This is a genomic window from Williamsia phyllosphaerae, from assembly GCF_014635305.1.
Classification (GTDB): Bacteria; Actinomycetota; Actinomycetes; order Mycobacteriales; family Mycobacteriaceae; genus Williamsia_A; species Williamsia_A phyllosphaerae.
In genome coordinates this window covers 1,445,426-1,458,510 of sequence record NZ_BMCS01000001.1, presented here as the reverse complement: position 1 = coordinate 1,458,510, position 13,085 = coordinate 1,445,426, and the positions used below count along the sequence as shown (strand labels likewise).

Below are 13,085 nucleotides of genomic sequence, written 5' to 3'. Positions count from 1 at the left end.
CCGATGGGGTCCGTAGGGTGTGGTCCATGCTGATTCCCGCCCCCGAGAGCGGTTCCTCTCCCGGCGAGACCCCGGGCCGGCACCGCCTCGTGGTCCTGTTCGGCGGCGTCTCCGCCGAGCACGACGTCTCCTGCGTCTCCGCCGCACACGTGTTGGCCGCGGCCGACCGCAGCCGGTACGACCTCGTCCCCATCGGCATCACCCACGAGGGGCAGTGGGTCCGCAACGACGACGCCATCGCCGCGCTCACCGGGTCGCACGCCCTTCCCTCCTCGCTGAGCACGACTGGCACCGAGGTCGAGGCACTGAAGCTGCTCCGGGACGCCGATTCCGACGCCCCGATCGTGGTTCTGCCGCTGCTGCACGGACCGCACGGCGAGGACGGCACCGTGCAGGGCATGTTGGAGCTCGCGGGCATCCCCTACGTCGGCAGCGGAGTGCTCGGGTCCGCGCTGTGCATGGACAAGGCGATGGCCAAGGTCGCCACGGCCCAGGCCGGGATCCCGCAATGCCGCTGGTTGGAGTACCGCGACGGCATCGGCACCCGCTCCGACATCGTCGACCGGGTACTGGCCGAACTGGGCCTGCCGGTGTTCGTCAAGCCCGCCAACCTCGGATCGTCGGTCGGCATCTCCAAGGCCCACGACGCCGACGAACTCGTCGCCGCCATCGACCTGGCCCTGACCTACGACGAGGTGATCGTCATCGAGGAGGGCGTCGTCGGTCGCGAGATCGAGGTCGCGGTGCTCGGCAACGCGATTCCGGAGACCTCCCTTCCCGGCGAGATCCTGCCCGGCGCGGAGTTCTACGACTACGAGGACAAGTACCTCAACGGCACCGCGGCACTGTCGATCCCGGCGAAACTCACCGACGACGCCATCGCCGAGGTACGCGAACTCGCAGGCCGCGCGTTCACCGCGCTGCGGTGCTCGGGCATGGCCCGGGTCGACTTCTTCTACGAGGAGGACGGCCGCGGCTGGCTGCTCAACGAGGTGAACACCATTCCCGGCTTCACCCCGTCGTCGATGTATCCGAAGATGTGGGAGGCGACCGGCCTCGAGTACACCGACCTGATCGATCGTCTCGTCGGGCTGGCCGTCGAGCGACACCGTCGACGCTCGGGGTTCTCCACTCACCGCTGACCGACGGCTCGGCGGTGGCACGATGAGGTCGTGAGCAACCAGGCCGTGCGCGGCCAGATCTGGCACAAGGGCGAACCGGTCGACGGCTTCGAGCTCGAGAAGGTGTCGGACTGCATCGACGACCCGGACCGCCTCGTCTGGGCCGATCTGATCAACCCGACGCACGACACGATGACCCGGCTCGCCGAAGAACTCAGCCTCAACAAGTGGGCGGTCGAGGACGCGTTGGCGGCCTCCGAGCGGGTCAAGGCCACCGCCTACGCCAAGCACACCTTCGTCACGGTCTACGCCGTCGCGTTCGATGCACCCACGGCGACGACCGGGGACGAGGCCGTCGACGCCGCCGCGGCCCGGATCCGGTTCGAGCGGATTTCCCTGTTCATCGTGCACAACGCGCTGATCACCGTGCGGCTCACCGAGGGCGGCGGCGACCGGGGTGACAGCGAGTACAGCGACGTCTTCGACATGGACGAGGTGCTGCGCCGGTGGGATGAGATCGGTGGGCAGGACTACGGCGTGGGCGCACTCCTGCACGGACTGCTCGACGTGGTGGTCGACGGGCACTTCGACACCGTCCAGCAGCTCGACGACGCCATCGAGGATCTCGAGGAGCTGCTGTTCGACGAGAAGGTCGCCTCCCGGGCCCTGCAGCGGCGCACCTATTCGCTGCGCAAGAACCTCGTCGCGCTGCGCCGCGTGGTGCTGCCGATGCGCGAGGTGGTGTCGCTGATCCAGCGCAAGCGACACGAGCTCGGCCACGGCGACACCCTCGAGCCCGAGTTCACCGACCTCTACGACCACGTCCTGCGGGTCACCGAGTGGACCGAGTCGCTGCGCGACATGGTGACCACCGTGTTCGAGACCAACCTCTCGTTGCAGGACGCCCGCCTCAACACGGTGATGAAACAGCTCACGGCATGGGCCGCGATCATCGCCGTCCCGACCGCGATCACCGGTTTCTACGGCCAGAACGTCCCGTTCCCCGGTTTCGAGCACACCGGCGGGTTCATCACCAGCGTGTCGTTGCTGGTGGTGTCGATGACGGTGCTCTACCTGCTGTTCAAGCGGCGGGATTGGCTGTAGTCGCCCGTCGGCGCGGTTGTTCCCAGGGCCGCACGAGCCACATCTCACACTGAATCCGCACGTCACCCTCCGTACGGTGGGGGTTATGCGAATTCTGGTCACAGGTGCCACCGGCTACGTGGGGTCACGTCTGGTCACCGAACTTCTGTCCGAAGGCCACGAGGTCATCGCCGCGTCGCGCAAGCCCGACGGGCTGGCCGCATTCGGGTGGTACGACGACGTGGTGCCCGTCGCCCTCGACGCATCCGACCGCACCGCCGCGGCCACCGCCTTCGGCGCCGTCGGTCACGTCGACGTCGTCTACTACCTGGTGCACGGCATCGGTGAGACCGACTTCCGCCACAAGGACAACGCGGCCGCGCGCAACGTCGCCGAGGCGGCCAAGGACGCCGGTGTCTCGCGCATCGTCTACCTCGGCGGGTTCGTCCCCGAGGGCGAGAAGCTCTCCGAGCACCTCGCGAGCCGCGCGGAGGTCGCCGAGTACCTGAAGGTCGAGGACGGACCCGAGCTCGTGTGGCTGCGCGCGGCGGTCGTCGTCGGCGCCGGGTCGACCTCGTTCGAGCTGGTGCGGTATCTGTCCGACCGACTCCCCGTCATCCCGCTCCCGCACTGGGCCGACAACAAGATGGACCCGATCTCCGTGCGCGACGTCGTGTACTACCTCGTCGCCGCAGCCGATGCCGACAGGCTCCCGGCGGGCGCCTACGACGTGGCCGGTGCGAACAAGGCCAGCTACCGCGAGCTGCTCTTCACCTACCTCTCCGCAGCGCGACGTCGCCGGCTCCCCTTGCCGCTGCGCGGCCTGGGCACCGGGCTGGCGTCGCTGGTCAGCGGGCGGTTGGTGCCCGTGCCGACCGACCTCACCGGGGACCTGGTCGCGTCCCTGGACTACCCGATGTTCGCGTCGGAGGACCGCATCCGATCGATCGTCCCCGACCCGCCCGGCGGTCTGCTCACCGTGCGCCAGGCCGTCGAGGCCTCGCTGCACGCCGGACCGGCACTGCCGGTGAACAAGCTCGCCGACATCCACCACCTCGCCGACTCCGACCCCGAGTGGGCCGGCGGCGACTGGTTGCGGATCCGACGCGTCGGGTCCAGCGTCATCACCGCACGTGGATGGAACGAGTTCGAGCGCCTCGGCGCCGGCCTCGTGCTGTCGGTCGGTCCCGCCGCGGGGGCCGTCCGCACCGGCGTCGACTTCGCGGTGTCCCGTGCCAACAAGATCGCGTCACACGTCGGGCGGTGAGACCATGACCACGATGACAACCAGGGCCACCGAGGGTTGGGACCAGTTGCGTACCGCGCTGCTCGACCGTCGACCCACGAATCCCGACGAGGCGCGGTCGGTGGTGCGACGCCGCCGGATCGTGGTGATCGTCTTCCTCGTGTTCGGTGCGGTGTTCCTCGCACTGTCGCTGTCGGCGAAGCCGGGCGACCCGATCTTCTACGTCTACACACTCGCGCTCGCCGCGGTCTGGGTCGTGGGGGCGGCGTTGTCGCGACCGCTACACCTGGGGCGGGTCACGTGGCGCGGACACAAACGCCGACCGGTGCTCACCGGGCTCGGTGTGGGGATCGGGCTCGGCCTGTTCTTCGTCGTCGGCGGGCTCGTGGTCCGCGAGATCCCCCCGATCCGCGACCTGATCGCCGGCGTCTTCGAGTACGCGACCGCGGGCAACCTCGCCCTCGTCGTCGCGATCGCACTGGTCAACGGCATCGCCGAGGAACTGTTCTTCCGCGGCGCCCTCTACTCGGCGCTGGGCAAGTACTACCCGGTGGTCTACTCGACGATCATCTACATCGTCGTGACGCTGGCCAGCGGCAACCCGATGCTCGGCTTCGCAGCGATCCTGCTCGGACTCGTGTGCGCTCTGGAACGACGTGCGACCGGCGGTGTCCTCGCGCCCATGCTGACCCACGTCGCCTGGACCGCGATCATCCTGCTGGCGCTGCCGCCGCTGTTCGGCGTCTGACGCGCACCGCTTCCTGTGAGAGGAGTGACAGCCGATCCGGCTCGGAGCGCGTGCGACCGCAACGCATAGGAGTACGCGCGGCTGAGATGCCGACGCCACGGTCGTGGGTGAAGACGTGACGTCGTCGGTGGTCGTGGTGACCTCCCGGTGTCGCACAGGCAGAGTCGCGTTCGTGTGGGTTGTTTTAACTGATCCGCAGCCTGGGGGCGGTTTATCTGGACTTTTTGGACGACGACTGAAGCCGCGTTTAGCGATTGACGCGTTCGTCCTTCGCGGGCATAGTAGCTTCTGTAACAAGAGCCACAAACACCACATGGGTCACACGCCGTGTCCGTGTGCGTGGCGCCTAGGCCAGATCTCCTCACAGTCGTGTAATGAAGCCCGATGTACGGTGTACTGATCGTCGTATCGGAAGATGCGTGGCCGGTCGTCCACCTCGACCCCATCATCTGGTGTCTCAAGGTTGACTGGCACCAAAAGGTAAGTGGAGGCAACTAATATGGTGCACCGCACGTATGAACGGAATGTGGACACCCTCAGCGCAGACCTTTCAGAGCAGGAGGTCGTGCAACATGAAGAGTCTATGGCCGAAGCTGAAGACTTCGACCGCCGAGTTGCTCGGCTTGGGCGGGCGGCAGTTGATGCTCGAATGAAGGATCTTGGGCGACAGGTCGAGGACCTTCACTCGAAGGCAGCGTCAGAATTCGATTGACCGCGCCGCGTCGTAGGACCGCTTAATAAGCTTCTTATCCACCACGTCGGCCGAGTACCGCGTGCGGAGGATCGTGACCGCGTCACCGAGCTTGTCGGCCACATCCCGCAGATAGTCGCCTGCCGACTCCGTCGACGCCTTGCTCATCATCCGAGCAGTTGTGTCACCCTTGCCGTCTGCGCCGGTCGACATACTCGCCAGGATTCGATCGTAATACCAGTCAAACTTTTGCTTGAGTTCGTCGTCATATTCGAATTGCGAGTTCTCAACCGCAGACAACAAATCCTGCATAAGGACCTTCAACGCGCGCGGCCTGGCGCTGTGATATTCGGAGAGGTAATCATGCCCCCTCTTGTGAGCGAGTACGCTATAGCCCAGCTGCGAACCGTTCATGAGAAGTAGTTTTCTAAATTTGATGGGCCTGATATCAGGCACGACCTTGAGGCCGATCGTGGAAGCCAAGTGCCTGATGGCGTCGTGCGCGTCGCCACCGGTCTCGTCGATCTGGGCCGCCCACTCGTACTCTTCCTCTGCGGTTACGAACGGCGTTCCGGCCCGCGTGATGCCGACGTTAGAACAAATCCGGTCAACCATCGCAGGCATATACGTGAACCCTGGACCACGCAGTCGAGATTCCAGCCTGGAAATTTCATACGCAACTGTGTTTTCACACGGCATCAAGTACAGGACTCCCGGAACCAACATCCTGCGTCGATCAGCAATGGCGGCCACGACACCTTCAACAATCCCTGCTTGACCCTGGCGAACTGAGTGCAAGTACAGGACATCGCCAGGCTGGCGCAACAGTGCTGCGAGTTGCTGTTCGCCGTCCCCGTCGCCTGTGACGATCATCCGCGGGACGCTCACGTACTGTGCCGACTCAACATGCTCCCCTGAGAGGAATCCGCCGCATCCTCGAAGCGCCTTTACTACGGCACGGCGTCTCTCATCATCTGGGTTCAGCCGACCAACGAGGGTGTATGGGTGGCTGGCCTCTCCGAGTTGGCGACAAAGTAGACCTAAAGGCAGGCCTCCGGTGCCGTGAACCACGATCGTGCATTGACGGTCGGTCATGACCCCGCCCCCTGTCTCTGCTGGCGGCCTGCGGACCACAGCTTCCGTCCGACGGACAGCCACTGTTGCGCATGCCTTGTCTGCCCTAGTCTGATCCAGTGAGATGCGTCGGTCAAGCGTTCGGTCCGATCACTTGAGATCAGATGTGTCAGGACAGGAGTTGTCAGAACATGGCGAAGAGTGAAAAACCCGGACAGCACAACACTGGAAGGGGTGGCGATCGACACGCAGGACGGGCGCAACCGGACAAACCTTCCGACGTCATCATCAAAGCCGCGGTCGACGCAGTCCACGACGCTGGACTGGAAGTAGGACTAACCCAACAGGGTTTCGAAGACACGATCCGAGCGGCACGGGTTTCCCGCAGCACCGCCTATCGCCGATGGGACAGCAAGAAAGAGTTTACTCGTGATTTAATTTTAGAACTGGCGCGGACTAGTTGGATCAGATCCGCGGTCCTCTCGGATGAGTCGGTCGATGCGGCTTTCAATCTTGTAGCTACTCGCAAGAACGAGCTTGAGTCGGAAGAGGGGAGGCTGGACCTTCTTCGCGACAGCGTCATGGTGGGCGTTGATCGAGATATCCGCCGCATAAGCGACAGTGTCGAATGGCGAAGCTATGTGAGTTTTACATCACTGTTATATTCGTCCGACGAGCAGGTTTCCCGGGAGGCTTTAGATGAACTCGAAGACAATGAGTCTGTTGTACTAGGTCGGATATCTGTTTTTGTCTCGTTTGTCTTTCAGACGTTTGGCATTAGACTCCGCAAAGAGTACGAGGGAAATTATCGGCTGATACCAGCAATAATGAGTTCAATGATCGAAGGCTTCACGCTGAGACTCGCGCATACATCAGATCTCCGCGAGGAGGTCGAAACAAAATCAGTTGGCAGCGTTCTGCTTCCGGCATACATCGTAGGTAACACCGTGGCCAGCTTAGTGGAAGCAGTTCCCGGTTTCAGTGCTGTTCAAAATCAGATGGCTATCCGGATCAGTGAGAGATATCTCGCTACACCCATCCACGATAGAAAGAATCAGATTATGTACTACCTGGAGACGGGTAGCGGGGGGTTCCCCGGTTTCGGTTTCACCGCGTGATAGCTATTACCAACAGCCTGAGTCGATTCGCGCATGGAACGTGACTGCTTAGCCCGTCGGCAGCACTCTGCAAGTTTTGACCCATGCCTTAAGACGCCGAATCAGTTGAGCTGAATCTTGCTCCAGGCTACGACACTGGCCCGCGATATCGAAGCACTCGACCCCAGGTCACGCAGTTTCTTCTCACAACTTCACAGCGCCGGCACCGTACGCGGCTTGACTCGTGCCAGGACGGCATCGCCCCAAACCGGTCCGAGGAATACTTGAGGCAGTATCAGCATCCGCGGGCACGCAGTCGTCTTTCGTAGACGGAAACAGCAGCCCACGCCGACGTAATGAAACCGCTACGCAGACACAGGGCGTTGTACCACTTTGACTGGCTACTCGCACTCCCTTGGGGTCAGAGCCCCTCGGGTTCAAGTAAGGCGGTCATGGCGGAAGTGGAGGGATTTGAACCCCCGGTGGTTTCACCCACGCTCGCTTTCAAGGCGAGTGCATTCGGCCGCTCTGCCACACTTCCCAGCGGGATCAGCGTACGTCAGGCTCGTCGATGGTGTTTCGGACCGTGGTGAGGATGCGGGTCATCTCGACCACCTGCTCCGGCGCCAGATGATCGAACATGTACCGACGGACAAGGCGCACATGGTCTTTCGCGGCCTCGTGCAGGCGCTCGCGGCCGAGCTCGCTGATACGGACCAGGCGGTTGCGGGCGTCGTTGACATCCGGGAGACGCTCGACGTCGCCACGCTCGACGAGCCGCGACACCTGTCTCGACACCGTGCTACGCGAGGCCAGCCCGCCGCGTGAGAGGTCCGACATCCGCAGGGTGTCGTTCTCCGACAGAATCACCAGGATCCGGTACTCCTCGAAGCTGAGGCCGGCGTCAGCGTTGAGAGCGCGGTCGAGGGCTCCGATGAGTTCGTGGGAGCCGTCGACGAACGACCGCCATGCCGCCTGCTCGGTCGCGGAGAGCCAGTCCGCGACCGACGTGTCCGACTCCGAGGAACCCTCGACGGAGCCGACAGGCTGACCGTTCACACTCACCACAGAACTCCCTGCACTCCCCGACCGGCCCGAACCGGTGTTCACAAACCCTACGTGGACAAGCGTCCATTCGGCAGTCGTGCGAACGACCGAATGCACACGTTGTGCACGTCACATCGCACGATTCCGCCCGTGCGTTTCTTCGGTGCGACTACGCGGGTAGAGATGGACGGGTGACTTCCATGCGCATCATCAACATCCAGGGGTCGGGTTCGTCGGCCACGCTCGAGACCGATCACGCCGAGCGGCCGAGGCCGGCAGCCGGCGAGGTACTCATCGCGGTGGCCGCGGCCGGCGTGAACCGCGCCGACCTGATGCAACGCCAGGGCCTCTACCCACCGCCGCCCGGTGCGAGCGAGATCCTGGGGATGGAGGTGTCGGGGACCATCGCCGAACTGGGCGATGGCGTCGAGGGCTTCACCGTCGGTGACGAGGTCTGTGCGCTGCTGGCAGGCGGCGGATACGCGGAGTACGTCGCCACTCCCGCAGGCCAGGTCCTGCCCAAGCCGAAGGGGGTCGACCTCGTCGAGGCCGCGGGACTGCCCGAGGTCGCGGCGACGGTCTACTCGAACCTGTTCATGGCCGCCGGTCTCCAGCCCGACGAACTGGTGCTGCTGCACGGCGGCGCCAGCGGCATCGGCACCCACGCCATCCAGCTCACACACGCGCTCGGAGCACGAATCGCGGTGACCGCGGGCTCGAAGCGCAAGCTCGACTTCTGCGCCGACCTCGGGGCCACCACGACCATCGATTACAACGACCAGGACTTCGTCGACGTGGTCGGTGACCTGGGCGGGGCCGACGTGATCCTCGACATCATGGGAGCGAAATATCTGGAGCGCAACGTCTCCGCGCTCGCCGACAGTGGACGTCTGGTCATCATCGGGATGCAGGGCGGTGCCAGCGCGGAGCTGAACATCGGCGCGTTGCTCAAGAAGCGCGGCTCGGTGATGGCCACCAACCTGCGGGGACGGCCGGTCGACGGCCCCATCGGGAAGTCGGCGGTCATCGCCGGGGTCCGGGACCACACCTGGCCCTTGGTCGAGGCCGGCCGCGTCCGGCCGATCATCGACCGCACCTACCCGCTCGAGCAGGCCCGCCAGGCGCACCAGCACCTCGAGGATAGCGCGGCGATCGGCAAGGTCCTGCTCACGCTCTGATCCGGCGCCGTCTCGGCCCGTTCGGTGCGTGGTTACGGCACGGTCGGTGCGTGGTTACGGCACGTTCGGCGGGTCGTTACGGCACGGTAGGCGGTCAGCCGAGGGAACCGAGGCACCGCACGAGCTGGTCGACCTCGTACGGCGTGGAGTACTGACCGAGGCCGATGGTGACCGCTCCGCCGACGTCGTCGACCCCGATCCCGCTCAACGCACGATTGGACACGTCCGCCAACGCGCAGATGCCGTTGTCGGCGAGACGTCGCACCACCTTGTCGGCGGTGACCCCGGCGACGGTGAAGCTGACCGTCGGCACGCGGGCGTCGGCGGTACCCAGGACACGGACCGTGTTGAGCTGGTCGAGCGAGTTGATCAGGTAGGACAGCAACCTCTGCAGGTAGTGCGACAGGCTCGTCATCGACGTCACCAGGCGCTCGCGACGGGTGCCCTCGGCGGCCTCGTCGAGGGACGCGAGGTGTTCGACCGACGCCACCAGGCCCGCGAGCATGGCGTACTGATGTCCCTCGACCTCGAGTCGTTCCGGCCCCTCGGCGTTCGGGGACAGGCTCACCGGACGTACCCGCGAGAGATAGTCGGGATCGCGGAACACCAGTGCGGCCGTCTGCGGTCCGCCCCAGCGTTCGGCGGAGACCACCATGACGTCGGCCTGCAGTTCGTCGATGTCGAGGGACATGTACGGCGCCGCGTTGGTCGCGTCGACCACCAGCAACCCGTCGACCGCGTGGATCACCTCGGCGACCGCGCGTACGTCGGTGACGGTCCCGAGGGTCGACGAGGCGAGGGTCATCGCCACGACGCTGGTCGCGTCGACGATCAGATCGCCGTACTGCCACGGCGGCAGCGCGCCGTTCTCGATGTCCACCTCGGCCCAGACGACCTTGCCGCCGTAGCGGTCGGCGGCCCGTAACCACGGCACCAGGTTGGCCTCGTCGTCGAGACGACTGACCACCACCTGCGACCCCAGCCAGACCCGGGTGTTCAGAGCCTCGGCGAGGATGTTGAGCAGCAGCCCGCGACTCGGTCCGAGGACGACCCCGCGGGGATCGCCCCCCACCAGATCGGCGACCGCGAGCCGGGCGGCGTCGACGATCGCGCGCGACTGACGCGCCGCGGGATAGACGCCTCCGGGGCCCGAGACGAGCGCCCGGAACGCCTTGGACACCGTGGAGGCGACGGAGTCGGGGATCTGCATCCCGACCTGCGGATCGAGGTGAATCCAGCCGTCGCCGAGTGACGGAAACAATCCGCGCACCCGGGCGACGTCGTAGGTCATGGCAGACACGATAGACGGTCGGGTGAGGTGAGCCATACCCCCTCGTCAGGATGGCTCACGACATGGGTACTGAACACATCTGTCCCAGGTCACCGGGTGTGGGGGCCGACCGAGTCGGACGGATGTCGCACAATGGAAGCCATGACATCGGGAGCATTTGGATCCGCAGCCGAGCGCGACCAGACCGGAGGTTCCGGCCTGGCCGGAAGCGGCTCCGGTGACGACGGCATCGTCGTCATGGGGCCCACCGGATCGTCGGACGCCGAGGGCGACAAGTCGGGCGGTCTCAGCGACATGGTGGAGCAGCCGGCCAAGGTCATGCGCATCGGCACCATGATCAAGCAGCTGTTGGAGGAGGTGCGAGCCGCTCCTCTCGACGACGCCAGCCGCAATCGGCTCAAGGAGATCCACCAGTCGTCCATCCGCGAGCTCGAGGGCGGTCTCGCACCGGAGCTGCGCGAGGAGCTCGAGCGGCTGGCGCTGCCCTTCACCGACGACTCCACCCCGTCCGACGCGGAACTGCGCATCGCGCAGGCCCAGCTCGTCGGATGGCTGGAGGGCCTCTTCCACGGCATCCAGACGGCACTGTTCGCCCAGCAGATGGCGGCGCGGTCGCAGCTCGAGCAAATGCGCCAGGGCGCGTTGCCGCCGTCGGCCGGCGGCGCGGCGGGCTCCGGGCACGGGGTCCCCGGCACCGGTCAGTACCTCTGACCTGCCGCATGACCCGGTCGGATGGGCGCGGCCGGTAGGCTCAACCACCGTGTCCACCGTTCTGCATGACGACGACGTCGCACCGCTGCGACCGCAAGCCTCGGACTCGCGGACGCTGCGACGAGCCCTGACCGATCTGCGTGTCGGCTTCGCCCAGCGTGAGCTGTGGGCGCTGCTCGGCTGGCAGGACATCAAGCAGCGCTACCGTCGCTCGCTGCTCGGTCCGCTGTGGATCACGGTCGCAACCGGTGTCACCGCCGTCGCCATGGGCCTTCTCTACGGCGAGTTGTTCGGCATCGACATCAAGACATTCCTGCCGCACGTCACCCTCGGACTGATCTTCTGGAACTTCATCTCCCAGTCGATCCTCGAGGGATCGGTGGTGTTCTCCAGCAACGAGGGCCTGCTCAAGCAGATCCCGTCGCCGCTGAGCGTGCACGTCTACCGGCTCGTGTGGCGACAGTCGATCATCTTCGCCCACAACATCGTCATCTACGCCGTGGTCATGGCGGTGTTCCCGCAGCCGGTCAACTGGACGATCCTGCTGATCATCCCGGCGCTGTTCCTGTTCGCGCTCAACGCGATCTGGGTGACCATCGTCTTCGGCATACTCTCGACGCGCTTCCGCGACATCGGTCAGCTGCTGGCGACCGTGGTCCAGCTGGTGTTCTTCATGACGCCGATCATCTGGACGACCGACAACCTCGGCCAGAACGCCCAGAACTCGAGCCGCCTCAAGCTCGTCGAGCTGAATCCGATGTTCCACTACCTCGAGATCTCCCGCGGCCCACTCGTCGGCGAGCACGTCGAGGCGTATCACTGGTACATCGTGATCGGCTGCACCGCGCTCGGCTGGCTCGCGGCGCTGGCCGTCCTGCGCAACTTCCGGGCCCGCGTGGCCTACTGGGTCTGAGAGGTCTCCCGCAATGAGCACAGTTCGGTTGGACACCTGGGACGCCGGGGTCGACTTCCCCATCTTCGACGCCAAGACCCGCTCGTTCAAGAAGTCGGTGCTCGGTCGCGCCGGCGGCGTGATCGGCTCCAACGAGTCGAATGTCGTGGTCGTCGAAGCACTCAAGAACATCAACCTGCATCTGTCGCACGGCGACCGGATCGGACTCGTCGGCCACAACGGCGCCGGCAAGTCGACGCTGCTGCGGTTGCTGTCGGGCATCTACGAACCGACCCGCGGCGCCTGCAAGATCCAGGGTCGCGTCGCGCCGGTGTTCGACCTCGGCGTCGGCATGGACCCGGAGATCTCCGGTTACGAGAACATCATCATCCGCGGCATGTTTCTCGGCATGAGTCGGCGCGAGATGCTCAAGAAGACCGACGAGATCGCGGAGTTCACCGAACTCGGCGACTATCTCAAGATGCCGCTGCGCACCTACTCCACCGGCATGCGCGTGCGCGTCTCGCTGGGCGTGGTCACCAGCATCGACCCCGAGATCCTCATCCTCGACGAGGGCATCGGCGCGGTCGACGCCGACTTCATGCGCAAGGCGCGTATCCGACTGCAGGACCTGGTCAAGCGCTCGGGAATCCTGGTGTTCGCCAGCCATTCCAACGAGTTCCTCGCCCAGCTGTGTGACCGCGCGCTGTGGGTCGACCACGGCCAGATCCGGATGGACGGCGGTATCGAGGAGGTGGTCGGCGCCTACGAGGGCCCGGACGCCGCCCGCCACGTCCGCGAGGTTCTCGCCGAGGTCGATCGAGATGACAAGGCGCGCGCCACCGCCGCCTCCGACACAGCAGCGACACCCGATCCCGACAACGCCGCGCAGAACGGCTGAGGCGG

Annotated in this window: 12 protein-coding genes and 1 tRNA gene; 9 read left to right on the top strand and 4 right to left on the bottom strand. The window is 65.2% G+C overall.

Annotated features, from left to right (window positions below; translation table 11 throughout):
• Window positions 1-26 precede the first annotated feature (26 nt).
• The 4 genes from IEV93_RS06810 to IEV93_RS06795 all read left to right on the top strand — a co-directional run bounded on the left by IEV93_RS06810 (window position 27) and on the right by IEV93_RS06795 (window position 4,198).
• Window positions 27-1,142 (top strand): D-alanine--D-alanine ligase family protein, encoded by a 1,116-nt coding sequence (locus IEV93_RS06810; RefSeq protein WP_188488136.1) that lies wholly within the window; start codon window positions 27-29, stop codon window positions 1,140-1,142.
• 30 nt (window positions 1,143-1,172) lie between these two features.
• Window positions 1,173-2,225: a magnesium transporter CorA family protein gene (locus tag IEV93_RS06805; RefSeq protein WP_188488134.1), complete on the top strand. Its 1,053-nt coding sequence runs from the start codon at window positions 1,173-1,175 to the stop codon at window positions 2,223-2,225.
• Window positions 2,226-2,310: 85 nt separating this feature from the next.
• Window positions 2,311-3,471 carry an NAD(P)H-binding protein gene (locus IEV93_RS06800; RefSeq protein WP_188488132.1) on the top strand — a complete coding sequence of 387 codons (1,161 nt, stop codon included), beginning with the start codon at window positions 2,311-2,313 and terminating at the stop codon, window positions 3,469-3,471.
• 13 nt (window positions 3,472-3,484) lie between these two features.
• The gene (locus IEV93_RS06795) at window positions 3,485-4,198 is read left to right on the top strand and encodes a CPBP family intramembrane glutamic endopeptidase (RefSeq protein WP_371873833.1); all 714 of its coding nucleotides are present in this window, start codon (window positions 3,485-3,487) and stop codon (window positions 4,196-4,198) included.
• Window positions 4,199-4,895: 697 nt separating this feature from the next.
• Here IEV93_RS06795 and IEV93_RS06790 read toward each other — a convergent pair.
• Window positions 4,896-5,762: a hypothetical protein gene (locus IEV93_RS06790; protein ID WP_188488128.1), complete on the bottom strand. Its 867-nt coding sequence runs from the start codon at window positions 5,760-5,762 to the stop codon at window positions 4,896-4,898.
• 392 nt (window positions 5,763-6,154) lie between these two features.
• Between IEV93_RS06790 and IEV93_RS06785 the strand changes: the two genes are divergently transcribed.
• Entirely contained in the window at window positions 6,155-7,081 is a 927-nt protein-coding gene (locus tag IEV93_RS06785) for a hypothetical protein (RefSeq protein ID WP_188488126.1), read from the top strand.
• Window positions 7,082-7,513: 432 nt separating this feature from the next.
• Here IEV93_RS06785 and IEV93_RS06780 read toward each other — a convergent pair.
• Together IEV93_RS06780 and IEV93_RS06775 are read right to left on the bottom strand one after the other, a co-directional pair.
• Window positions 7,514-7,601, bottom strand: a tRNA-Ser gene (locus IEV93_RS06780).
• A gap of 8 nt (window positions 7,602-7,609) precedes the next feature.
• Window positions 7,610-8,125 carry a MarR family winged helix-turn-helix transcriptional regulator gene (locus IEV93_RS06775; RefSeq protein ID WP_229704936.1) on the bottom strand — a complete coding sequence of 172 codons (516 nt, stop codon included), beginning with the start codon at window positions 8,123-8,125 and terminating at the stop codon, window positions 7,610-7,612.
• A gap of 182 nt (window positions 8,126-8,307) precedes the next feature.
• Between IEV93_RS06775 and IEV93_RS06770 the strand changes: the two genes are divergently transcribed.
• Entirely contained in the window at window positions 8,308-9,285 is a 978-nt protein-coding gene (locus IEV93_RS06770; RefSeq protein WP_188490422.1) for an NAD(P)H-quinone oxidoreductase, read from the top strand.
• A 94-nt stretch (window positions 9,286-9,379) separates the two neighbouring features.
• Here the strand turns inward: IEV93_RS06770 and IEV93_RS06765 are convergent, their stop codons facing one another.
• On the bottom strand, window positions 9,380-10,576 hold the full coding sequence (locus IEV93_RS06765) for a cysteine desulfurase-like protein (protein WP_188488122.1): 1,197 nt from the start codon (window positions 10,574-10,576) through the stop codon (window positions 9,380-9,382).
• A 141-nt stretch (window positions 10,577-10,717) separates the two neighbouring features.
• On the opposite strand from IEV93_RS06765, the gene IEV93_RS06760 reads away from it, so the two are divergent.
• The 3 genes from IEV93_RS06760 to wzt are packed head-to-tail and all read left to right on the top strand — an operon-like array spanning window position 10,718 to window position 13,080.
• On the top strand, window positions 10,718-11,287 hold the full coding sequence (locus IEV93_RS06760; protein WP_188488120.1) for a bacterial proteasome activator family protein: 570 nt from the start codon (window positions 10,718-10,720) through the stop codon (window positions 11,285-11,287).
• 49 nt (window positions 11,288-11,336) lie between these two features.
• Window positions 11,337-12,200: a galactan export ABC transporter permease subunit Wzm/RfbD gene (wzm, locus tag IEV93_RS06755; RefSeq protein ID WP_188488118.1), complete on the top strand. Its 864-nt coding sequence runs from the start codon at window positions 11,337-11,339 to the stop codon at window positions 12,198-12,200.
• 13 nt (window positions 12,201-12,213) lie between these two features.
• Window positions 12,214-13,080, top strand: coding sequence for a galactan export ABC transporter ATP-binding subunit Wzt/RfbE (gene wzt / locus IEV93_RS06750; protein WP_188488116.1), 867 nt, complete (start codon window positions 12,214-12,216; stop codon window positions 13,078-13,080).
• Window positions 13,081-13,085: the final 5 nt, after the last annotated feature.